The organism is Nocardioides sp. NBC_00163 (assembly GCF_045206295.1).
Classification (GTDB): Bacteria; Actinomycetota; Actinomycetes; order Propionibacteriales; family Nocardioidaceae; genus Nocardioides.
The window spans coordinates 2,724,525-2,747,126 of the sequence record NZ_CP108155.1; the positions used below are offsets into that span (position 1 = coordinate 2,724,525).

General features: G+C 69.6%; 22 protein-coding genes. 9 read left to right on the forward strand and 13 right to left on the reverse strand.

Annotated features, from left to right (window positions below; translation table 11 throughout):
* Positions 1-83: 83 nt before the first annotated feature.
* Genes OG801_RS13115 through OG801_RS13130 form a run of 4 tightly spaced genes read right to left on the reverse strand, consistent with a single transcriptional unit; the run spans position 84 to position 3,384 of the window.
* On the reverse strand, positions 84-821 hold the full coding sequence (locus tag OG801_RS13115) for an ABC transporter permease (protein WP_406036032.1): 738 nt from the start codon (positions 819-821) through the stop codon (positions 84-86).
* Complete coding sequence (gene ccmA, locus OG801_RS13120) at positions 818-1,531, reverse strand: heme ABC exporter ATP-binding protein CcmA (protein WP_406036033.1); 714 nt, start codon at positions 1,529-1,531, stop codon at positions 818-820. The genes OG801_RS13115 and ccmA overlap by 4 nt, the downstream gene beginning before the upstream one ends.
* A gap of 44 nt (positions 1,532-1,575) precedes the next feature.
* Positions 1,576-2,172: a TetR family transcriptional regulator gene (locus OG801_RS13125; protein WP_406036034.1), complete on the reverse strand. Its 597-nt coding sequence runs from the start codon at positions 2,170-2,172 to the stop codon at positions 1,576-1,578.
* Between the two features lie 9 nt (positions 2,173-2,181).
* Positions 2,182-3,384 carry a heparan-alpha-glucosaminide N-acetyltransferase domain-containing protein gene (locus OG801_RS13130; protein WP_406036035.1) on the reverse strand — a complete coding sequence of 401 codons (1,203 nt, stop codon included), beginning with the start codon at positions 3,382-3,384 and terminating at the stop codon, positions 2,182-2,184.
* Positions 3,385-3,458: 74 nt separating this feature from the next.
* Here OG801_RS13130 and OG801_RS13135 point away from each other — a divergent pair, with 74 nt between their 5' ends.
* Positions 3,459-4,664: an MFS transporter gene (locus tag OG801_RS13135; RefSeq protein ID WP_406036036.1), complete on the forward strand. Its 1,206-nt coding sequence runs from the start codon at positions 3,459-3,461 to the stop codon at positions 4,662-4,664.
* Between the two features lie 24 nt (positions 4,665-4,688).
* Here the strand turns inward: OG801_RS13135 and OG801_RS13140 are convergent, their stop codons facing one another.
* From OG801_RS13140 to OG801_RS13160, 5 genes are all read right to left on the reverse strand, one after another.
* On the reverse strand, positions 4,689-5,459 hold the full coding sequence (locus OG801_RS13140) for a sugar phosphate isomerase/epimerase family protein (RefSeq protein WP_406036037.1): 771 nt from the start codon (positions 5,457-5,459) through the stop codon (positions 4,689-4,691).
* Between the two features lie 11 nt (positions 5,460-5,470).
* On the reverse strand, positions 5,471-6,427 hold the full coding sequence (locus OG801_RS13145; RefSeq protein ID WP_406036038.1) for a Ppx/GppA family phosphatase: 957 nt from the start codon (positions 6,425-6,427) through the stop codon (positions 5,471-5,473).
* Positions 6,428-6,486: 59 nt separating this feature from the next.
* Positions 6,487-7,749 (reverse strand): MFS transporter, encoded by a 1,263-nt coding sequence (locus tag OG801_RS13150; RefSeq protein WP_406036039.1) that lies wholly within the window; start codon positions 7,747-7,749, stop codon positions 6,487-6,489.
* 162 nt (positions 7,750-7,911) lie between these two features.
* Positions 7,912-8,343: a YybH family protein gene (locus OG801_RS13155; protein ID WP_406036040.1), complete on the reverse strand. Its 432-nt coding sequence runs from the start codon at positions 8,341-8,343 to the stop codon at positions 7,912-7,914.
* Positions 8,340-8,930, reverse strand: coding sequence for an NADPH-dependent FMN reductase (locus OG801_RS13160; RefSeq protein ID WP_406036041.1), 591 nt, complete (start codon positions 8,928-8,930; stop codon positions 8,340-8,342). The genes OG801_RS13155 and OG801_RS13160 overlap by 4 nt, the downstream gene beginning before the upstream one ends.
* A 134-nt stretch (positions 8,931-9,064) precedes the next feature.
* Here OG801_RS13160 and sigJ point away from each other — a divergent pair, with 134 nt between their 5' ends.
* The 5 genes from sigJ (at position 9,065) to OG801_RS13185 (ending at position 13,039) form a co-directional block, all read left to right on the forward strand.
* Entirely contained in the window at positions 9,065-9,955 is an 891-nt protein-coding gene (sigJ, locus tag OG801_RS13165; RefSeq protein WP_406036042.1) for an RNA polymerase sigma factor SigJ, read from the forward strand.
* Positions 9,956-9,991: 36 nt separating this feature from the next.
* Positions 9,992-10,753, forward strand: a complete 762-nt coding sequence (locus OG801_RS13170) for a hypothetical protein (RefSeq protein ID WP_355017504.1) — start codon at positions 9,992-9,994, stop codon at positions 10,751-10,753.
* An 88-nt stretch (positions 10,754-10,841) separates the two neighbouring features.
* Positions 10,842-11,498, forward strand: coding sequence for a VOC family protein (locus tag OG801_RS13175; RefSeq protein WP_355017503.1), 657 nt, complete (start codon positions 10,842-10,844; stop codon positions 11,496-11,498).
* A 119-nt stretch (positions 11,499-11,617) separates the two neighbouring features.
* Positions 11,618-12,208 carry a class I SAM-dependent methyltransferase gene (locus tag OG801_RS13180; RefSeq protein ID WP_406036043.1) on the forward strand — a complete coding sequence of 197 codons (591 nt, stop codon included), beginning with the start codon at positions 11,618-11,620 and terminating at the stop codon, positions 12,206-12,208.
* Positions 12,209-12,274: 66 nt separating this feature from the next.
* Entirely contained in the window at positions 12,275-13,039 is a 765-nt protein-coding gene (locus tag OG801_RS13185; RefSeq protein WP_406036044.1) for a D-Ala-D-Ala carboxypeptidase family metallohydrolase, read from the forward strand.
* A gap of 5 nt (positions 13,040-13,044) precedes the next feature.
* On the opposite strand, the gene OG801_RS13190 is transcribed toward OG801_RS13185, so the two are convergent.
* On the reverse strand, positions 13,045-14,205 hold the full coding sequence (locus OG801_RS13190) for an NAD(P)/FAD-dependent oxidoreductase (RefSeq protein WP_406036045.1): 1,161 nt from the start codon (positions 14,203-14,205) through the stop codon (positions 13,045-13,047).
* A gap of 28 nt (positions 14,206-14,233) precedes the next feature.
* Positions 14,234-15,271: a LacI family DNA-binding transcriptional regulator gene (locus OG801_RS13195; protein WP_084100324.1), complete on the reverse strand. Its 1,038-nt coding sequence runs from the start codon at positions 15,269-15,271 to the stop codon at positions 14,234-14,236.
* Positions 15,272-15,393: 122 nt separating this feature from the next.
* On the opposite strand from OG801_RS13195, the gene radA reads away from it, so the two are divergent.
* Both radA and disA read left to right on the forward strand, forming a co-directional pair.
* A complete protein-coding gene (gene radA, locus OG801_RS13200) occupies positions 15,394-16,779 on the forward strand; it encodes a DNA repair protein RadA (RefSeq protein WP_355017499.1) in 1,386 nt (461 codons plus the stop codon).
* Positions 16,780-16,867: 88 nt separating this feature from the next.
* Entirely contained in the window at positions 16,868-17,950 is a 1,083-nt protein-coding gene (disA, locus tag OG801_RS13205) for a DNA integrity scanning diadenylate cyclase DisA (RefSeq protein ID WP_355017498.1), read from the forward strand.
* 80 nt (positions 17,951-18,030) lie between these two features.
* Here disA and OG801_RS13210 read toward each other — a convergent pair whose 3' ends face one another.
* Entirely contained in the window at positions 18,031-18,750 is a 720-nt protein-coding gene (locus OG801_RS13210; RefSeq protein ID WP_355017497.1) for a hypothetical protein, read from the reverse strand.
* 74 nt (positions 18,751-18,824) lie between these two features.
* Here OG801_RS13210 and OG801_RS13215 point away from each other — a divergent pair, with 74 nt between their 5' ends.
* Entirely contained in the window at positions 18,825-19,697 is an 873-nt protein-coding gene (locus OG801_RS13215; RefSeq protein WP_406036272.1) for an A/G-specific adenine glycosylase, read from the forward strand.
* A 138-nt stretch (positions 19,698-19,835) separates the two neighbouring features.
* Here OG801_RS13215 and OG801_RS13220 read toward each other — a convergent pair whose 3' ends face one another.
* The gene (locus tag OG801_RS13220) at positions 19,836-22,424 is read right to left on the reverse strand and encodes an ATP-dependent Clp protease ATP-binding subunit (RefSeq protein WP_406036046.1); all 2,589 of its coding nucleotides are present in this window, start codon (positions 22,422-22,424) and stop codon (positions 19,836-19,838) included.
* Positions 22,425-22,602 lie beyond the last annotated feature (178 nt).

Consider the following 22,602-nt stretch of genomic DNA (forward strand, 5'->3'; position numbering starts at 1 on the left):
CCCGCGTCGCCCGAGCTGGCATCTCGATGCCAACTCGACCGACGGAAGTGACGTCTCGGCCTGCAGAAGTGACGTCTCGGCGGTCAGGGGGTACGCCGCCGCAGCGTCGCCGCGCCGAGGGCGAGGCCGGCCACGACGAACCCGGCGACGACAGCCAGGTCGGTCCAGACCTCGCCGGTTTCGGTGGATGTGACCAGGTGGGTCATCGCGTCGACGGCGTAGGAGAGCGGGAGTACGTCGGAGATGGCCTCCAGGACCGGGGGCAGCGACTCGCGCGGTACGAGCAGGCCGCAGAGGAGGATCTGCGGGACGACGATCGCGGGCATGAACTGCACGGCCTGGAACTCGGTGGTGGCGAAGGCCGAGACGAGCAGCCCGAGCGCGGTGCCGAGAATGGCGTCGACGATCGCTACGACCACGAGCAGGGCGACCGAGCCGCTGATCTCCAGCCCGAGCAGACCCACGCTGACCCCGACGGCCACGCCGGACTGGACCGCGGCGAGCAGCCCGAACGCCAGCGCATAGCCGAGCAGGAAGTCGCCCTTGCCCAGTGGCATCGCCAGCAGTCGCTCGAGCGTCCCCGAGGAGCGTTCGCGCAGCGTGGTCACCGAGGTGACCAGGAACATCACGATGAACGGGAAGATCGCCAGCAGGGCCGGACCGATCCGGTCGAAGATCGGCGCGGGTGACTCCTCGTACATCCACCACAGCAGGGTCATCAGCAGCGTCGGAAGGACGACCAGCATCACCAGGGTGCGGTGGTCGCGCCGGATCTGGGCGAGGACCCGCCCGGTCACGGCCAGGGTGCGTCGCAGACTCATCGTGCTCCCGCCTTCACCAGGGTCAGGAAGGCGTGCTCGATGTCGTCGGCGCTCGCCTTCTGCTTGATCTCGGCAGGGCTGCCGTCGGCGAGGAAGGCTCCGTCGCGCATCAGCAGCAGCCGGTCGCAGCGATCGGCCTCGTCCATCACGTGGCTCGAGACGATGACTGCCGCACCTGCGGCGGCCAGGTCCCGGAAGGTGCCCCACAGCTGCTCGCGGAGCACCGGGTCGAGCCCGACGGTCGGCTCGTCGAGCACCAGCAGGTCAGGTGATCCGAGCAGCGCGGCGGCGAGCCCGACCCGCGAGCGCTGACCACCGGAGAGATCGCGTACGACCTGGTCCTTGTGGTCGACGAGGTCGACCGTCTCGATGGCTTCGGAGACCGACGACATCGGCGCACCGAGCACCCGGGTGAAGAACCTCAGGTTCTCAGTGACCGTCAGGTCGGCGTAGACGCTGTCCGCCTGCGTGACATACCCGATCCGCGGGCGCAGCGCGGCCGAGCCCGCCGGACGGCCGAGGACGGTGAGGGTCCCGGTGACCTTCGCCTGCACACCGACCAGGGCCCGCATCAGCGTCGTCTTGCCGCAGCCGGACGGCCCGAGCAGCCCGGTGACCTCACCTGCCCGGATGGAGAAGTCGAGGCCATGGAGGACCTCACGCTTCCCGCGTACGACTCGGAGACCGGATGCCTCCACCACGTTATTCATCACATGATGAAATGTGGCACGACGGGGCGCCGCACGCAAGAGGACTACGGCAAAGGCCCGGTCAGATAGCCCTGGACCACCGGCGCGTACGTCGCCACCAGCGTGTCCACCGGAGCCGAGGCGAGCGGCTCGATCCGGGCGATGTAGCGCAGCGCGACGAGCCCGACCAGCTGCGAGGCCACCAACGTGATCCGCCGCTCGGGTTCGTCGAGCTCGAGGGCCTCGCTGACCGGAGCCAGGATCAGCCGACCGAAGGCATCCGGCGCCAGAGCCTTCGCCTCCGGCTCGAAGGCGCTGCGCATCAACGCCATCAGCGGGAGCCGGGACTCCTCGTCGTCCCAGATGCTCAGGAGGAGGCGTACGAGCCGCTCACCCACGCCGTCACGCCCCCCGGCGGCGACAACGGGAACGACGTCTCGTGGATCGACCCGCAGCTCCAGCGAGGCGACGAAGAGGTCCTCCTTGGTGCCGAAGTAGTGGTGCACCAGGGCAGAGTCGACCCCGGCGGCGGTCGCGATCCCGCGGACGGAGGTCGCGGCGTACCCCTGCTGCGCGAAGCGCTGCCGAGCCGCCGCCAGGATCGCCGCCCGCGTGTCCGGCGAACCGGGCCTGCGCCCTCGCCGCGGTGCCGTGGAGCTCATGGGAGCACGCTAACCCGACGACGGCAGCTCGGGGCGAGGCTCTGTTCGGCGCAACCAGGCAGCGGGACGACCGACGAGCCATTCGAGCGGACCCGGACGACCCCACGCGGTGACGAGCGCGCCGATCGTCATCACGACGAGCACGTGGAAGACGTACGTGTCGGGCGTCTCCGGCGGCCAGACGGCATCGGTCTTCATCACCACGTGCAGCGTGTAGAGGGTGAGGGTCATCGTGCCGGCGCCGAACAGCACCGCCATCCCAGCGCGCCAGCGGTCCGGCAGCCGCAGCGCGATCATCTGGCAGGCGCCGATGACGAACATCGAGGTGCCGATCGTCTGCGCCAGGTCGAACGGCGTGGAGGAGTGCGGCGCGACGACCAGCAGCCACTGCCAGCCGCCGTCGACCGGCGTCTGCCCGTAGAGACCGTGGCTCATTGCCGTCAGCGCCCCGTCGATGTCCAGCTCCGGATAGGTACGCAGCAGCACCTCGGCCACTGACGGCAGCCGGGTCAGCCTTCCCGACAGCCAGGTGGCCGAGACGGAGATGATGATGCCGCTGGTCCAGATCATGTCGACCACGAGGCGGTTGCGCAGATCGACACGGCCGATGGCCATCCCGATCAGCACGTAGGCCAGCCACGGGACGGCCGGGTAGTAGCCGGTGAAGAGCAGCTCGGCGAGCAGCCGGCCCGGCTCCAGCAGCTGCGACGGCTCCGGGCTGGAGAACTGCCGCGGCGGCAGTATCGGCCGGATGACCTGCGACAACAGCGGCCCGACGACGACCCAGAGCACACCGAGCAGCCACAACCACCGCGCCCGCAGCCCGAGGAACGGGATGGCGAGCAGGAACAGCACCCCGTAGTAGGTCAGGATGATCGCGATGCCGGTGCCGAGCGACCCGAGCACCAGCCCGAGCGCGGCGATCAGCACGGCCCGCGCAATCAGCCCCAGCGACCGGGACGCGAGGACCTGCCCCCGCACCGGCTGCTGACGTCCGGTCATCAACGCCAGGCTGACCCCGGCGAGCACCGCGAAGAGGGCCGCGGACCGGCCACCGGCGACGGCCTGGATCCTGGTCAGCTCCCCGGAGGCGTCGACCGGGTCGAGCACGTGCGTCGCCATCATCCCCAGCAACGCCAGGCACCGCGCCACGTCGACACCGACGAGACGCGTCGAGAGTCGATCGGAGAGCCGATCCGTCAGCGCTGACATCGCCCCCAGAGTAGAGATATCTCACGTACGCCGCGGCTTCACCCACCCACAACACCTGCTTTACCGTGAGAACGATGTCCGTCGATGCCTCCCTGACCCGCCCGTGGGTCGGGCACGATGCCGGCAGCAGCGGCTACCGGCGGATCCTGATCGGCCTCTTCGCCGCCGGGATCGCGACCTTCGGGCAGATGTACTCCACCCAGGGCATCCTCCCCACCGTCGCGCACGCGCTCGAGGTCAACGAGGCCTCGGCCGCGCTCACCGTCTCCACCGCGACCCTCGGCCTCGCGGTCAGCGTCCTCGGCTGGTCATGGGTCGCGGACCGCATCGGCCGGGCGCCGGCGATGAAGATCGCGCTCTCGATGTCGCTCGTCCTCGGCCTGCTCACCCCGCTCGCCCCCGGCTTCGCCTCGCTCCTCGTCCTGCGCAGCCTCGAGGGCCTCGCGCTCGGCGGCGTACCCGCCCTCGCGGTCGCCTATCTCGCCGAGGAGATCCACGTACGCCACGTCAGCCTCGCCGCGGCCATCTACATCTCCGGCACCACCGTCGGCGGCCTCCTCGGCCGGGTCATCACCGGGCCGTTCGCCGATCTCGGCGGCTGGCGCCTGGGCGTCACCGCCGGCGGCGTCCTCTCGGCGATCGCCGCGATCATCGCCATCACCCTGATCCCGCGCGCCCAGGGCTGGGTCCGCCCGGTCGGCAGGCCGACCACGTCCGTACGCGAGGGTGTGCTCGCCAACCTCCGCGACCCGGGCATGCTCGTCCTCTACGGGCAGGCAGCACTGCTGATGGGCGGGTTCGTGGCGACGTACAACTATCTGGGGTTCCGCCTCGAACGCGAGCCCTTCGGGCTCCCGGTGGCGATCTCGAGCCAGATCTTCTTCGCCTATCTCGGTGGCACCGTCTCCTCGTCGGTCGCGGGCCGGCTGGCCGCCACCCACGGGCGGCGAAAGGTGATGCTGACCTGCGTCGTCATCACGATCGTCGGCGTCGTGATGACCTTCCCCGACAACCTCGCGATGGTCCTGACCGGCCTGTTCGTCCTCACCACCGGCTTCTTCGGCGCCCACGGCGTCGCTTCGGGCTGGGTCGGGGCCCGCGCGCGGGTCGGAAAGGCTCAGGCCAGCGCCCTCTACAACCTCTTCTACTACGGCGGCTCCAGCCTCTTCGGCTGGCTGCTCGGCTATGCGTACGTCGTCGGCTGGTGGGGCGTCGCCACCGCCGTCCTCGTCCTCGCCCTGACCTCGCTCACCTGGTCCTGGCTCGCCGCCCACGACTGACGGGTGGCTCGACCGGCGGGCAGGTCAGGCCTGGAAGTGCTTCCGCGCGAACTCGAGCGACTCGCGGAGGGCCGCGACGCGCTCGGCGCGGGAGTGGGCGCGTCGGGTGCTGATCTCGAGGACGATCTCACCGTCGAACCCCGAGGCAGCCAGATGGCGCAGGAAGCGGTCGGCGCCCATGCGGCCCCGCCCGGGCACGAGATGCTCGTCCTTGGCCGAGCCGCTGCCGTCGGTGAGGTGGATGTGCCGCAGCCGCGACCCGAGCCGCTTCGCCATCTCGATCACATCGTCGCCGGCGATCGCGGCGTGGGAGAGATCGATGGTGGTGTTGGCGTAGTCCTCGGTCGAGGGGTCCCAGTGGGGCAGGTACATCTGCGTGGCGCGCTTGGCCGCACGCCACGGATACATGTTCTCCACCGCGAACCGCAGCCCGGTCGAGCGCTCCAGCGTGGCGATCCCCTCCACGAAACCGGCCGCGTACTCGCGCTGCCAGCGGAACGGCGGATGTACGACGACCACCCCCGCACCGACCTCGACAGCCATCTCGGCCGACCGCTCGAGCTTGCCCCAGGGCTCAAAGCCCCAGACCTGCTGGGTGAACAGCAGGGTCGGCGCGTGGATCGCGACGATGGGTAGGCCGTGGTGCTCGGCGAGCTGCTTGACCGCATGGGTCTGCTGCGACAGCGCGTCGATGCCGACCATCACCTCGACCCCGTCGTACCCCACCTCGGCCGCATAGGCGAAGCCGTGGGCGGTCGACTCGGGATAGGTCGAGGACGTCGACAGCGAGATCATCGCGGGGCCTCCTAGTCGGACCTTCCAGAATCGGAACTGCCGATGAAGGACAGGTGGTCGAGGCGGTCGAGGATCAGACCCTCACGCAGCGCCCACGGGCAGATCTCGAAGGCGGGTACGTCGAAGATGTCGAGGCACGCCTCGGCGACCAGCGCGCCAGGCACGATCTGATGGGCCCGCGACGGACTGACCCCGGGCAGCTCGGACAGCTCTTCGAGCGACATCTCCAACAGCTTCGGGATCCAGTCGCGCAGCTCGGCCAGCCGCAGCTCGCGGCGCACCCGCAGCCCCTCACCGCTCGGCGCGGCTCCGCAGATGCGTGCCAGCGAGCGGAACGTCTTCGAGGTCGCCACCGCCATGTCCGGGTGACCGTCGCGCAGTATCTTGCCCGCGTCGTCGGCGATCGAGGCGCGGATCGTCCGGCGCAGCTCTCGCAGCTCCTCCTCCGTCGGCCGGTCACCGAAGTAGCTGCGCGCGAGCCGGCCGGCACCCAGCGGCAGCGACCAGGCGACGTTCGGCTGCTCGTCGAGTCCGGCCGCGATCTCCAGCGACCCACCGCCGATGTCGAAGACGGCGAGCCGTCCGGCGGACCAGCCGAACCAGCGGCGTACGGCCAGGAAGGTCAGCCGCGCCTCGTCGTCGCCGGGAAGTACCTCGATCTCGACCCCGGTCTCGGCATGTACGCGATCGAGCACCTGCTGCGAGTTGCCCGCATCGCGCACCGCCGAGGTCGCGAACGCCAGCATCTCCGAGACGCCCTTCTCCTCCCCGACCGCCACCGACTCACGAGTGAAGTCGGTCAACGCCTCGATCCCGGCCTCGGTCACATCACCGGCCTCGTCGAGGTGCTCTGCCAGCCGCAACGGCTGCTTGAACGAGTACGCCGGTGACGGGGCCGCCCCGCCGTGGGCGTCGACCACGAGCAGGTGTCCCGTGTTCGATCCGATGTCGAGTACGCCCAGACGCATGGGTCTACGCTACTTCGCCGCGCCCACGCGGTGTTCCAAAGGTTGCCCTCCGACCGAAATCAGCGGTCGGCGGTGGCCACCGCGCGCTCGGGGCTGGGAGCCGCAGCGGGTACAGCCCGCTCCCCGATTCGGGCGTTGACCAGCCCGGCGAGCACGACGACGAGCGCGGCGGCGGCAGGCAGGGCCAGGGCCGCCTCGGTGCCCCAGCGTTCGGCGACGCCGCCGGTGACGGCGGAGGCCAGGGACTGGCCGAGGATCACCGCGGAGCCGAGCATGGTCATCACGGTGGCCGACCGGCCGACCGGGCTGCGACGGGCACCGAGGCCGTACTGGGTGACCAGCGTCGGGCCGATCCCGAGACCGATGACGAGCAGCGCGACGACCATCCCGGTCACCGACGACACCCCCGGCAGGGCGAGGGCGCCGGCGAGCATCAGGCCGCCGAAGACCAGCCAGCGCGCGGCCGAGGTGAAGCCGACCGGGAAGACGGCGACGCCCAGCGCCAGCGCGGCCGACCCGACTCCCATCGCGGCGTAGACCAGGCCGGCCTCCTCGGGGCGCCCGTGGTCGGCCATGAACGCGGTCAGCGAGGTGAGCATCGAGCCGAAGAAGAGCCCGACGCCGAGGATGCCGACCACGATGACGACCACGCGCGGACGGGCGAGCTCACGCACGGAGCCGGCAGCCGGCGTACGGCCGGACGAGGCCTGTGCGGTCGCGGCGCTCGGGTGGAGGGCGAAGGCGGAGACGAAGATCAGGGTGAGCACCGCGGCGGCGACGACCGGCGCCCACGGGTCGATCGTGACGGCGAGGACGCCCGCGACGACGGGACCGACGATGAAGACGATCTCGTCGGCCGCCGACTCGTAGGCCATGGTCGAGTTGATCACCCGCACGCGACGTCCCGGGACGATGCACGCGGAGATGATCGCCATCAGCCGCGACCGCGACAACGGCGCGATCTGCGGGGCGGTCGCGCCGACCAGGAACGCCACCGCCAGCACGACCGCGTCGGGCAGCGGGCTGTAGACCACCCAGGCCATCGCGGCCAGCATCGCGCTGCTCGCGGCGCCGACCACCAGCAGCACCCGCCGCTGACCGAACCGGTCGACCGCGGCGCCGAGGAGCGGGCCGCACGACGCGGCTCCGATCCCGACCATCGCGGAGTTCAGACCACCGAGCGCCAGCGAGTCGCGGCCGGCGACGACCAGCGTCAGCACACCGACGACCATCATCGCGTACGGCATCCGCGCGACCAGCGCGAGTGGGAAGTACGTCCCTCCGACGGCGCGCACCAAATTCTGCTCGCCCTGCACTGACATCTCTTTCGAACCTCCCGCTGCGAACCGCGGCTCTGTGCCGCCTTGGTCCGCCGGCGGGGCCAGCGCGAGGTGATACACACAATGGATACGGAGCAGTCGCTCCGTCCCTACAAGAATACGCCGCCCACCCCGGCCACCCGGAATCGCCGAGGTGGGCGCCGGTCAGGGCTCGAGATCGACCACGCCCTTGCCGCTGACGATGTCGAACGGGACCGAGACCTGGTCGTGGGCGATCCTCCACGTGCCGTCGATCTTGCGCAGCCCGTAGGTGACTCGCACCCACATGCCGGCCGCGGCGACCCCGTTCCTCATCGTCCCGCTGAGCCGGCCGAAGGCGTACCCGAACGCCACGTCGCCGCCGATGCTGAGCATCAGGTCCCGCAGCTCGTAGTCCACGGTCTCGAAGACCTGGAACACGCGCGCCCAGCTGGCGAGCTTCGCCTCGATCCCGACATGCTGGAGCGGCGGTTCGACGTCGAAGGAGACGACATCGGAGGCGTACGGCTCTCGCAGGATGTCGAGGTCCTTGGCTCGCAGCCCGTCGATGACCTTCTCGATCTGGCCGCGGATCGCGGCCTCCTCGTGCGCACTCATGACCGACCTGCCTCGGCCCCGACCAGGCTGCCCTCGCGCAGCGGCGCGAGCGCGGTGCTCCACGAGACGACCTGATCCAGCATGGTGGCCAGCGCGGTCGCGTGACGTTCCCCCGGCACGAACTTGGTGTGGTTCTCGAAATCGGTGAACAGCGAGAGCTCCACCGGGCGACTCACGTCGGCCATGCCCAACGTCCCGCAGACCGTACGCAGCTGGGCGACCGCCCGAGCGCCTCCGCTGACTCCGTAGGAGACGAACCCGACCGCCTTGTTCGTCCACTCCGCACAGGCGTGGTCGATGGCGTTCTTCAAGACCCCGGGCATACCGCCGTTGTACTCCGGCGTCACGATCACGAACCCGTCGAACGGGGCGATCCGCGCGGCCCAGTCGCGGGTGTGCTGGTTGGCCGACGGCCCGAACATCGGCGGCACGGGCTCGTCCAGGTGCGGGAGCGGGTGGTCGACCAGATCGACCAGCTCGAAGGTCGCGTCGTCGCGGTGCGACGCCAGATCTTGGACCCACTGGGCGACCTGTGGGCCGTTGCGGTTGGGGCGGGTGCTGCCGAGGATGATGCCGATGCTGATCATGTCCGGACTCCTTGTTCTCCGTGATGGGTCTGCTGCCCCTCCGACGAAGGAGACGTACGGAATGTCAGGTGGTCTCACAGATCGGGTCGCTGTTTCGTCGGTTGGGTTGTAGACCTGCAGACGAAGGAGTCACCATGACCGACCCGCACCTCGCCGAGGTGATCAGCGAGCGACGCCAGCTGATCAATCTCGCCTACCGCCTGCTCGGCTCGCTCGCCGAGGCAGAGGACGTGGCCCAGGAGACCTACACCCGCTGGTACGCCCTGTCCGAGAAGCAACGGGAGGCGATCGCCTCTCCTGGCGCGTGGATGACGACGGTCGCCAGCCGGATCTGCCTGGATCTGCTCGGCTCCGCACGAGCCCGGCGGGAGCACTATGTCGGCGACTGGATCCCGGAGCCGGTGCCCGGCGGCTGGCTCGACGGCACCGAGTCGGCCCCTGCCGACCCCGCGGACCGGGTCACGCTCGACGAGTCGATCAGCATGGCCTTCCTGGTGGTGCTGGACTCGATGACACCCGCCGAGCGGGTCTCCTTCGTCCTGCACGACATCTTCCGCTACACCTTCGCCGAGATCGCCGACGTCGTCGGCCGCACTCCAGCGGCCTGCCGCCAGCTCGCCTCCAGCGCCCGCCGCCGCATCGACACCTCACGGGACCCGTCGACCACCGAGCGCACCGACCTGGTCCGCGGCTTCAAGCAGGCCTGGGAGTCGCGCGACATCGAGGCCCTCGTCGGGCTCCTCGACCCCCAGGCGATCGCCACCGCCGACGGCGGCGGCCTGGCCCTGGCCTTCCTCGAACCGATCAGCGGCGCCGAGCAGATCGCCGGTGCCTGGATGGACATCGCCGCTCGCGGCCCGGCGGTGACCCTGCGCGAATGCACGGTCAACGGCCAGCCCGGCCTGGTCGGAGAGTTGGACGGCGCCACCGTCTCCGTCTACGCCTTCGACGTCGCCGACGGCCGCATCACCCGCATCTGGGCCGTACGCAACCCCGAGAAGCTCCGTCCGTGGAGCGCTCGGTGAACCGTCGGACATCGATCGACCACGTAGGCTTGGCAGGTGCCTGAGGTACCCCTGGATTTCCCGCGTGCGTGGGTGGAGTTCGTGAACCCCGACGACCCGGACGAGCGGATGCGCTGCGACCTGACCTGGTTGACGTCGGCGTACTCCTGCATCTTCGGCAACGGCTGCCCGGGGATGTTCAAGAGCTCACCGGACGTGGGGTGCTGCACGCTGGGGGCGCACTTCGCTGACGAGGAGGACGAGGCCCGGACGGCGGGATTCGTCCAGAAGCTGACCCCTGAGCTGTGGGAGCAGCACCCGGGGCGTGAAGTGGAGACCGACGACTGGGTCGAGCTCGACGACGAAGGCGAGCGGAAGACCCGGGTAACGGAGTTTCGTGGGCAGGAGTCGTGCGTCCTGGCCAACCGGCCCGACTTCGCCGGCGGATCGGGGTGCGCGCTCCACATCCTGGCCGCAGCCGAGGGTCGGGAGCACTTCGAGACGAAGCCGGACGTGTGCTGGCAGCTGCCGATCCGGCGTACGTTCCGCGATGTCGAGCTGACCGACGGGACGACCTACACCGAGGTGACGATCACCGAGTACGACCGGCGCGGCTGGGGTCCGGGCGGCCACGACCTCGACTGGTACTGCTCCGGCAACACCGAGGCCCACGTCGCCGTCGAGCCCGTCTACCTCACCAATCAGGCCGAGCTGACCGAACTGATGGGCAAGGCGGCGTACGCCGAGCTCGTCCGTCACTGCGAGGCGCACGTCCGGTCGAGGTCCGCGCTGGCACTCCATCCCGCCAGCCCGCGCTGAGCGGCGCTGAACCCCCCGGTGTATCTCGACATCAAGAGATAGTGACCCTGGATTGGTCTCTCTCTCAGCGAGAGTTCAGAATCGTTACATGCGCCTGGACCATGTTTCGTACGCTGCAGGACCCGATGGCTTGGTACAGACCGCCAAGCAGCTCGGTGAGCTGCTCGGCCAGGAGTTCGTCGACGGCGGCGTCCACCCTCGCTTCGGCACCCGCAACTACATCCTCCCGATGCGCGGCGGCCTCTACCTCGAGGTCGTCGAGGCACTCGAGCACCCGGCCAGCGACAAGGCCCCGTTCGGGCAGGCCGTCAAGGCCCGCTCCGCGCTCGGCGGCGGCTGGATCGGCTTCGTGGTCGGCGTCGACGACATGACCCCGATCGAGGAGCGGCTCGGCCGCAAGGCGGTTCCCGGCAACCGTCACCTCCCCGACGGCCGCGAGCTCCACTGGCAGCAGATCGGCATCAACGGCCTGATCGCCGACCCGCAGCTGCCCTACTTCATCAAGTGGGAGACCCCCGACCTCCACCCCGGCAACGCCGGCTCCGACATCACCCTCACGTGCCTGGAGATCTCCGGCGACCCCGAGCGGGTCAAGGACTACCTCGGCGACGAGCTGAAGGAACGCGTCGATCCCTGGACCGGCAAGCCCGCCGAGAACGTCCACATCGACTGGGTCGCCGAGCACGGCACCCCCGGTCTCCTGGCCGCGCAGTTCGTCACGCCCCGCGGCGAGGTCCGGATCTGACGAGGCTCGACCTGCCGGGGGCGACGGGCGCGATCCCGTCGCCCAACATCTGGAACCACACCGCGACGTACGAGATCGAGAACCGTGCGCTCGACCCGCACGGCCGGCTCTGGGCGGCCATGGCCGAGACCGGACCCTGGGCCGGACGCGACGTCCTCGACCTGGGCTGCGGGACCGGGTTCTACCTGTCGAAGTTCGCCGAGACCGCCCGCACCATCACCGGCATCGAGCCCCATCCGGATCTCGTGACGTTGGCCCGGCGGCGTACGAAACGACTCCCGAACGTCACCGTCCACAACGGGATCGCGCAGCGGCTGCCGCTGCCGCCGGCCTCCGTCGACGTCATGCACGCCCGCTGGGCCTACTTCTTCGGCCCCGGCTCCGAGCCGGGGCTCGGCGAGCTCGACCGGGTGATGCGTCGCGGCGGCGTGGCTATGGTGATCGACAACGACGGCTCCCGGTCGAGCTTCGGCGCATGGTTCCGCCGTGGCTACCCGAAGGTCCCACCACCCGAGGAGCAGGAGCGGTTCTGGTCGGTGCACGGCTGGACACGCGTCCCCGTCGACATGGACTGGTCCTTCGGCTCGCGTGCCGACCTGGAAGCGGTCGTACGCATCGAGTTCGACGCCGCCACCGCGGCCGCGATCCTGGAGGAACACCAGGGGACGTATGTCGACTACGCGGTGAACCTCTGGTGGAAGCGTTTCTGAATCACCGCACACGGTCGTGGAAAAAGCGTGACCATTGAGACTCCCCCCAAGGAAAGGAGTTTCACCATGCACCATTTCCCACGTCTCGGGCGTCGGCTCGGCACGGTCATCGGCACCCTCCTTCTCACGGTCGCGGCCTCCCTCGCCGCGGTCAGCGTCACGGCCGCGCCGGCTCACGCCGACGCCTGCTACACCTGGAGCGGCACCCTGCAGCAGGGGTCCTCGGGCAGCGCGGTCACCCAGCTGCAGATCCGGGTCGCCGGATGGGCGGCCTCCGGCACCGTCTTCTCGATCGACGGCTCCTACGGCCCGGCGACGACGACCGCGGTCCGCAACTTCCAGGCCGCCTACGGTCTCTCCGCCGACGGCGTCGCCGGGTCCAACACGTTCAACAAGATCTACGCGCTCCAGGACGACGACTGCACCCCGGTCCACTTCGCGTGGAGCGAGGTCGACGACGTCTGCTACGGGGGCTGGCCGACGCCGATCTCCGGAGTGACGGTCGCACAGGTCAAGGCCAACCTGATGCAGGCGATGTGGCGAGCCGAGGCGATCCGGCACCGGCTCGGCGACAACCCGCTCCGGGTGACCTCGGCCTACCGCTCGAGGGCGTGCAACGACGCCGTCGGCGGCGCCTCCAACAGCAACCACCTCTACGGCCGGGCCATGGATCTGGTGCCCGGTAGCAGCGCGACGACCATGTGCGGCATCGCGCGTGCCTCACGCCAGTCGTTCCCGCAGGTGCTCGGGCCGGGCTACCCCGACCACAGCGACCACATCCACCTCGGCATCCAGTCGAGCGTCTTCCACAGCGCCTCGCAGTGCTTCTGACCCTCTCAGGGTGACTCGGTGAGCTGGTCGGGATCGGCATCGGTCCCGACCAGCTCGCGGAGCTTGTCGTTGACGTCCCAGATCCCGACGTTCATCCCGGCGGTGACGGTCGCACCGCGCCGCCAGTAGGCGATGAACTCGTCACCGTCGGTGTTGCCGCGGAGCAGCACCTCGTCCTCGGGCGCGGAGCGGCCGACGTACTCCATCGAGAACTCGAACTGGTCGGTGAAGAAGTAGGGCTGCCAGTCGTAGGCGCCGCCCTTCCCCAGCATCGACCGGGCCGCCAGCCGGCCCTGCCGGATCGCGTTGTCCCAGTGTTCGACCCGCAGCAGGCCGTGCACGGTGTGCTTCGCGAGCGCGGCATCGCCTGCGGCGAAGACCCGAGGATCAGACGTACGCAGCCCCTCGTCGACCACGATGCCATCACCGACCTCGAGGCCGGCGTCAGCGGCCAGCGCCGTGGCCGGTGCCGCACCGACGGCGACGAGGACGATGTCGGCGGGGATCTCGCCGGCGCTGGTGCGTACGACTCCCGGCTCGATCGCCTCGACGGTCGTCCCGGTGTGGATCTCGACGCCGTGGCGGATGTGGAGGTCGGCGACGTGCTCTGCGAGCACCGGACCGAGGACGTTGAGGAGCGGCTGCGCGGCCGCCTCGAGCACGACCGCCTTCCCGCCGAGCGCGGTCACCGACGCCGCAACCTCGAGGCCGATCCAGCCGCCACCGACCGTGACGACCCTGGTGCCGGGCTTGATCGCGTCCTTGAGGCGGCGCGCGTCCTCGGCGGTGCGGAGGGTCGTGGCGTGCTCGATGCCGGGGATCGGCGGCGTCTTCGGCTCGGCGCCGGTCGCCAGGAGGAGCGTGCCGAAGGGCAGCTGCTCGCCGTTGTCGAGCGTGGCGGTCCCGTTGTCCAGATCGAGAGCGGTCGCGGTGGTGCCGGTGAGGACGGTGACGTCCTTCTCGGCGTACCACGCCTCGTCGTGGGAGAGCTTGAACTCCTTGGCGCCGGCCAGGAAGTCCTTGGAGAGCTGCGGTCGCTCGTAGGGCAGCTCGGGTTCCTTCCCGACCAGGGTCAGGCGGCCGGCGTACCCCTCGTCACGAAGGGTTTCGATGGCGCTGACCGCGGCAAGACCAGCACCGATGACGACGATCTGCTCAGTTCCCATGACGCCATCGTCGCTCGGAAGCGGTGAACTAAGAAGACCCGCGGACGGTCAGGGCGGGTTTCAGCATCACGCCGGGCGCGGCGTAGGACGGGGTGGCGAGCAGCTCCTCGAGCGCCTTGACCAGCTCGCGCGCGGCCTCCTCCAGCGGAGGACGTACGGACGTGATGCCCGGCGGCACCGTCTGAGCGACCTGGGAGTCGTCGAAGCCGACGACCGCGATGTCCTCACCGAGCCGCAGCCGTCGCTCGAAGAGCGCGTGGAGCACACCCATCGCGAGCGTGTCGGAGGCGCAGACGAGCGCGGTGGGCTCGGTCTCGTCGAGGATCGCGTCGGCGGCGGCCTTGCCCGAGCTGATCGAGTCCTCGGTGCGCGAGGCCAGGCCGGTGGTCGAGAGGCCGTGGGTGTGCATCGCGTGGATCCAGCCGCTTCGTCTCTCCTCACCCAGGAGCGAGTCCTTGTGCCAGCCGATCCAGGCGATCTTGGAGTGACCGCGCTCGATCAGGTGCTCGGTGGCGATCTCGGCGCCGTAGGCGAGGTCGACGTCGACCCACGGATGCTTGGCGTCGGGCTGGGTCCACGGGCGCCCGAAGGAGACGAACCGCGCCCGGCGCGACTGCAGCCAGGTCGTCTGCTGACCGCCGAGGTGGGTGTCGGTCACGACGAACGCGTCGACCGCGGTCGACCTGAGCAGCTCGTCGTAACCGTCGAGCGGGTCGGCAGGGTCACCGTAGAAGAGGAGCACGTGGTAGCCGGTCTCGGCCGCGGCCTCGACGAAGCTGTGCACGAACCGGTCCATCATCGCGTTGGCCGTGCCCTCCTGGAGGGCTGGCATACGCAGGCCGATCAGGTGGCTCGCTCGCGTGCGCAGGCTGCGCGCGGCGCGGTTGGGCTGATAGCCGAGCTTGTCGATCGCGTCCTGCACCCTGGCCAGGGTGTCGGCACGCAGCAGATCGGGGTTGTTGACCGCGTTGGAGACCGTCTGCCGGGACACGCCGGCCAGCTCCGCGACGTCCGCCAGGGTCGGCGGAGCGGCCGAGATATGACCGCCGGAACGCGGCACCGCCACGCTCTGCCTCCCTTGATGCCGATGTGGAACTCTGGATCGTTCCAAGCCATGGTAACGAAGGCGGGCCCCCCACGATGCCTTCGGCCCCAGAACTGTCGGTGCCGTGCTCTAAGTTGCTGGGCATGGCTACCGCTCGCTCGTCCAAACGCGCCACCTACCGCTGCTCCGAGTGCGGTTGGGAGACAGCGAAGTGGGTCGGTCGCTGCGGCGAGTGCCAGGCGTGGGGGTCGGTCGCCGAGGCGGCCGCCCCGATCGGACGTACGCAGGCAGCTCCGGTCTCCACCGCGGCGGTGCCGATCGGGACCGTGTCGGTGACCGAGTCGGAGCGGCGTACGTCGGGGGTTCCCGAGCTCGACCGGGTCCTCGGCGGCGGACTGGTGCCGGGCGCCGCGATCCTGCTGGCGGGTGAGCCGGGCGTCGGGAAGTCGACGCTGCTGCTCGAGGTGGCCGCGCAGACGGCGCGCTACGGACGCCGCGCGTTGTACGTGACAGGCGAGGAGTCCGCCTCGCAGGTGCGGCTGCGGGCCGACCGGACCAACGCGATCCAGGACGAGCTCTATCTCGCCGCCGAGACCGATCTCGGTGCCGTGCTGACCCACATCGAGGAGAGCCGGCCCGAGCTGATCGTGGTCGACTCGGTGCAGACCATCGGCGCATCCGGGGTCGAGGGCGTTCCCGGCGGGGTGACCCAGGTGCGCGAGGTGGCGGCAGCCCTGATCCGGGTGGCCAAGACCCGCAACATCACGACCGTCGTGGTCGGCCACGTGACCAAGGACGGGGCGATCGCCGGGCCGCGGGTGCTCGAGCACCTGGTCGACGTCGTCCTCCACTTCGAGGGCGCGCGCGACTCACGGTTCCGGATGGTGCGGGCGATGAAGAACCGCTTCGGCCCGATCGACGAGGTGGGCTGCTTCGACCTGTCCTCGGAGGGCATCGTCGCGGTCACCGACCCGTCGGGCCTCTTCGTGGAGACCCATCACGTCTCGGTCCCCGGCACGTGCGTCACCGTGACGATGGAGGGTCGCCGGCCGCTGCTCGCCGAGATCCAGGCGCTGACCGTGCTGGGCGCGGAGGAGCGGGCGAAGCGTACGACCTCGGGGCTGGACGGCTCCCGGCTCGCGATGATCCTCGCCGTGCTGCAGCGCCACGCGAGGGTCGGTCTCTCCGGTCGCGACGTGTTCGCCTCGACCGTCGGCGGGGCCCGGATCAGCGACCCGGCCGCCGACCTGGCGATGGCGCTCGCGGTCGCGTCGAGCCATACCGGCACGCCGACGCCACGCGGGGTGGTCGCGCTCGGCGAGATCGGCCTCGCCGGCGAGCTGCGCCGGGTGCGCGATCTCGACCAGCGGCTCTCCGAAGCGGCACGGCTCGGGTTCACCGTGGCCGTCGTCCCGGCCGACCCTGGAGCGCCGGTGCCCAACCGTCCCAATGAGCGCGAAGTCGACGGGATGCGTGTCTTTGAGGTGCACAGCATCAGTGGTGCGCTGGAATTCCTCCGCTTGGTGTGATCGGCTTGGTGACTCGTGGCCGAACGTTCTCGGCATTACGGTTGGATCCACGGTTAGAATCACCCCATCCCACTCCGAAAGGAATCTCGTGCCCGCCGACCGCACCGCGGACTCCATCCGACTGCGCGAGACGCTTGCTCTGATCGCGCCCGGGACACCGCTGCGTGACGGGCTCGAGCGGATTCTCCGCGGCCGCACCGGCGCACTGATCGTGCTCGGCTACGACAAGATGGTCGATGGGATATCGACCGGTGGCTTCACGCTCGACGTTCCGTTCACCTCCACCGGCCTGCGTGAGCTCGCCAAGATGGATGGGGCGATCATCGTCGACGACTCGCTGAGCCGCATCGTGCAGGCCGCAGTCCACCTGATGCCCGACCACACCATCCCCTCGACCGAGACCGGCACCCGGCACCGCACCGCCGACCGGGTCGCGAAGCAGACCGGTCACCCGGTGATCTCGGTGTCCCAGTCGATGCAGATCATCGCTGCGTACGTCGGGCAGACCCGCCACGTCCTCGAAGACTCCGGCCAGATCCTCTCCCGCGCCAACCAGGCGCTGGCGACTCTGGAGCGCTACAAGCTGCGCCTCGACGAGGTGGCCTCCACCCTGTCGGCGCTCGAGATCGAGGATCTCGTGACCGTGCGCGACGTGGCCGTCGTGGCCCAGCGCCTGGAGATGGTCACCCGCATCGCCCGCGAGATCGAGGACTACGTGCTCGAGCTCGGCACCGACGGCCGGCTGCTGTCCCTCCAGCTGGAGGAGCTCATCACCGGCGTCGACGCTGAGCGCGAGATGGTCATCCGCGACTACCTCCCCCGCGGCCGCCGTGCCCGCAGCCCCGAGGAGCTGCTGGCCGAGCTCGAGGCGCTCAACTCCGCCGAGCTCGTCGACCCCGCCGCCACCGCCCGCGTCCTGGGCCTGACCACCTCCGACGCTCTCGACGGCGCCGTCGCCCCGCGCGGCTACCGCCTCCTCGCGAAGGTCCCCCGCCTCCCACCCGCCGTCGTCGACCGCCTCGTCGACCACTTCGGCACCCTGCAGAAGCTCCTCTCCGCCAGCGTCGACGACCTCCAGGCCGTCGAGGGCGTCGGCGAGCTCCGCGCCCGCTCCGTACGCGAGGGCCTCTCCCGCCTCGCCGAGTCCACCATCCTCGAACGCTACGTCTGACCCTTCGCCGAGGCGTCAGTTACGTCGGCCGAGGCGGCACGCTCGTGCCATCTCGGCCGACGGGAGTGACGCCTCGGCTGTTAGTTGACCGGGGAGTCGGGTTCCGTACGCGACAGGGCGGTGCCCGGCTTGTAGAGGCCGAAGGTGGCCGATGACGGTTCGCCACCGAGGGCGGAGGCGACGATCACGAAGAAGTTCGGCTTCACCCACGGGCCATGGCCGGTGCACTCGCCGGCGACGACGCGGCGGCCGGTCCAGGTCAGGGGCAGGGTGGTGACGACGTCGCGACGTACGACGATCTCCTTGGTCGGCACCGCCTTGGCGCAGTCGACCGTCGACCAGACCAGGTCGCCGCCCTTCTGCGAGATGCGCACCTGAAGCGCGTCTGCGGACAGCTTCCAGGTGCACGCAGACGCCTTCACGGTGCGCAGCTGGAGCGGGATGGTCACGTTGTCGTAGGAGTAGGCGTCGGTGACTGCCGGCTCGACGACGATGTCGGAGGGCGAGCACTCGCCGGTCGGCTCCGGCGGCGCGCTGCTCTTCGGCTTCTTGGGCTTGTTGTTGCCGCCCGCGTTGCCCGCCTTCTTCGACGGCTTCGCACTGGGCGTCGGGGTGACCGTCACGGTCGCCGTGGGCTCGTCGGCCACGGGGGTCGCGGTGTCGTCCGCGCCGTCGGAACCACTGAGGAAGAACCGCGAGATCCCGACGATCAGGAGCAGGACGATGCTGAGCACCGCCAGCCGCCGGCGCCAGTAGACCGAGGCCGGCAGCCGTCCTCCAGTCCTTCTCGAGCGGGCCATAGGCGACACCGTAATGATCCGGTGCCCAGGTTTCGGGGTGCCACTCCGTGGCAATACCTGTCGCACGGCACAATCTGGGTGTGACAGTTCTCCACGACGCCGTCCTGGACTGGTACGACGCCAACGCCCGCGACCTCCCGTGGCGCTCCGCGACCGCGACACCGTGGTCGGTGATGGTCAGCGAGTTCATGCTCCAGCAGACCCCGGTCTCCCGCGTGCTCCCCATCCACGAAGCCTGGATGGAGCGCTGGCCGACCCCGGCCGGCCTGGCGGCGGAGCCGACCGGCGAGGCCGTACGCGCCTGGGGCCGCCTCGGCTACCCACGCCGGGCGCTGCGGCTGCACGCGGCCGCCACCGCGATCGTCGAGCAGCACGGCGGCGAGGTGCCGGCCACGTACGACGAGCTGATCGCGCTCCCGGGCGTCGGCGACTACACCGCGGCGGCGATCGCGACCTTCGCCTACGGCAAGCGCCACGTGGTCCTCGACACGAACGTACGCCGCGTCTTCGCTCGGACGCTGAGCGGCGTCGAGTTCCCCGCGCAGTCGGTCAACAAGGCCGAGCGCGAGCTCGCCGCCGGCGTACTCCCGCAGGACGAGCCGACCGCCGCCACCTGGTCGGTCGCCGTCATGGAGCTCGGCGCCCTCGTCTGCACCGCCGCCAACCCGTCCTGCGCCCGATGCCCGGTCGCGGACCAGTGCGCCTGGCGCGCGGCTGGCCACCCGGCGTACGACGGACCGCCTCGCAAGGTCCAGACCTGGGCCGGCACCGACCGCCAGTGCCGCGGCCGCCTGATGGCCGTTCTCCGCGACGCCGACTCCCCCGTCCACCGCAGCCGTCTCGACGTCGTCTGGTCCGACGAAACCCAACGGCAACGGGCTCTGGAAGGTCTTCTGAAAGACAACCTGGCCACCGAGGTGGAACCAGACTTCTTCGCCCTCCCCTAACCCCGCCGAGAAGTCGATTTCTGACAGCGAAAGGTCACTTTTTGAAGCGCTGGAAGAGAAACGACGCCGAGTGGCCAGAACTTCTGACCACTCGGCGTCGATAACTGACTTCTCGACGTCAGAAAGTGACGTCTCGGGTTACTCGCCTTCGGCGGGCTTGGGCTTGTCCACCGTCGTCGGCTCGTCCTGGTCGGGGAGCTCGATATCGGAGACGGTCGCGCCCTCCAGCGGAGGTACGTCCGGGACGACGGAGCGCTTCTGGCCCTTGAAGGTGAACTGCGCGGCAGGACCCTCACCCTCGATGTCGACCAGCACGATCTCGCCGGGGCCGATGTCGCCGTAGAGCATCTTCTCGGCGAGCACGTCCTCGAGCTCGCGCTGAACCGTGCGGCGCAGCGGACGAGCACCCAGAACCGGGTCGAAACCGCGCTCGGCGAGCACCTTCTTCGCGGCCGTGGTGAGCTCGATGCCCATGTCGCGGTCCTTGAGACGGATCTCGACGGCGGCGATCATGTTGTCGACCATCGCGACGATCTGCTCCTGCGACAGCGGCGGGAACACGATGACCTCGTCGACACGGTTGAGGAACTCAGGCCGGAAGTGCTGCTTGAGCTCGTCCGAGACCTTGGACTTCATCCTCTCGTAGGAGCCCGCGACGTCGCTGGCCTGGGAGAAGCCCAGGTTGACCGACTTCGCGATGTCCCGGGTGCCGAGGTTGGTGGTCATGATGATCACGGTGTTCTTGAAGTCGACCACGCGGCCCTGGGAGTCGGTCAGGCGACCTTCCTCCAGGATCTGCAGCAGCGAGTTGAAGATGTCCGGGTGAGCCTTCTCGACCTCGTCGAAGAGGACCACGGAGAACGGCTTGCGGCGCACCTTCTCGGTGAGCTGGCCACCCTCCTCGTAACCGACGTAGCCCGGAGGCGAGCCGAAGAGCCGCGAGACGGTGTGCTTCTCACCGAACTCCGACATGTCGAGCTGGATCAGCGCGTCCTCGTCACCGAAGAGGAACTCGGCGAGCGTCTTGGACAGCCACGTCTTACCGACACCGGAAGGACCGGCGAAGATGAACGAACCGCCGGGGCGCTTCGGGTCCTTCAGGCCGGCACGGGTGCGTCGGATGGCACGGGACAGCGCCTTGACCGCCTGGTCCTGGCCGATGACGCGCTTGTGGAGCTCGTCCTCCATGCGCAGCAGTCGAGCGGACTCCTCCTCGTTGACCTGCACGATCGGGATGCCGGTCGCGACGGCGAGGACCTCGGCGATGAGCTCCTCATCCACCTCGGCGACCTCGTCCATGTCGCCGGCACGCCAGGCCTTCTCACGCTCGGCCTTCTTGGCGATGAGCTGCTTCTCCTCATCGCGCAGACGGGCCGCGGCCTCGAAGTCCTGGCCGTCGATCGCGGCCTCCTTGCGCTGGCGCACGTCGGCGATCTTGTCGTCGTACTCCCGCAGGTCGGCGGGGGCCGTCATCCGGCGGATGCGCAGGCGCGAGCCGGCCTCGTCGATCAGGTCGATCGCCTTGTCCGGCAGGAACCGGTCGGAGATGTAGCGGTCGGCCATGGTGACCGCAGCGACCAGGGCCTCGTCGGTGATCGTGACCCGGTGGTGGGCCTCGTAACGGTCGCGGATGCCCTTGAGCATCTCGATCGCGACCGCGATCGTCGGCTCCGGCACCTGGATCGGCTGGAAACGACGCTCGAGAGCGGCGTCCTTCTCCAGGTACTTCCGGTATTCGTCCAGCGTCGTCGCACCGATGGTCTGCAGCTCACCACGAGCCAGCATCGGCTTCAGGATGCTCGCCGCGTCGATCGCGCCCTCGGCCGCACCGGCACCGACGAGCGTGTGGATCTCGTCGATGAACAGCACGATGTCGCCGCGGGTCTTGATCTCCTTGAGCACCTTCTTCAGGCGCTCCTCGAAGTCACCGCGGTAACGCGAACCGGCCACGAGCGCGCCCAGGTCGAGCGTGTAGATCTGCTTGTCCTTGAGCGTCTCGGGAACGTTGCCCTTGACGATGTCCTGGGCCAAGCCCTCGACGATCGACGTCTTGCCGACGCCGGGCTCGCCGATGAGGACCGGGTTGTTCTTCGTACGCCGCGACAGCACCTGCATCACGCGCTCGATCTGGCCTTCGCGACCGATGATCGGGTCGAGCTTGCCCTCGCGGGCGTCCTGGGTGAGGTTGCGGCCGAACTGGTCGAGCACGAGGCTGGAGGAAGGCGCCTCGGTCGAGGTCGTGCCTGTCGACGCGGTCGCGCCGGAGGTGCCGGCCTGGCCCTCCTTGCCCTGGAAGCCCGAGAGCAGCTGGATGACCTGCTGGCGGACCCGGTTGAGGTCGGCGCCGAGCTTCTGCAGCACCTGGGCGGCGACGCCCTCGCCCTCACGGATGAGGCCGAGCAGGATGTGCTCGGTGCCGATGTAGGAGTGGCCGAGCTGCAGCGCCTCGCGCAGGGACAGCTCGAGCACCTTCTTGGCACGCGGCGTGAACGGGATGTGTCCGGACGGTGCCTGCTGGCCCTGGCCGATGATCTCCTCGACCTGGTTGCGCACCGCCTCGAGCGAGATGTCGAGGGACTCGAGGGCCTTGGCAGCGACGCCTTCTCCCTCGTGGATCAGGCCGAGCAGGATGTGCTCGGTCCCGATGTAGTTGTGGGAGAGCATGCGGGCCTCTTCCTGGGCCAGCACGACCACCCGGCGGGCTCGGTCAGTGAACCGCTCGAACATGTACGCATCTCTCCTAAGAATTCTGGGGCGTCACCAAGATTCAACCCCGCAGACAGCCTACGCGTTCCCGACAACACAACGCAGTCCGTGCGCTGAGAGCGAACACGCGTTCCGTACGCCGGACAGACGCCGGGTCACAGCCGACCTCACACAAAGTCGGCTGCCGCGCCCCGGAGGG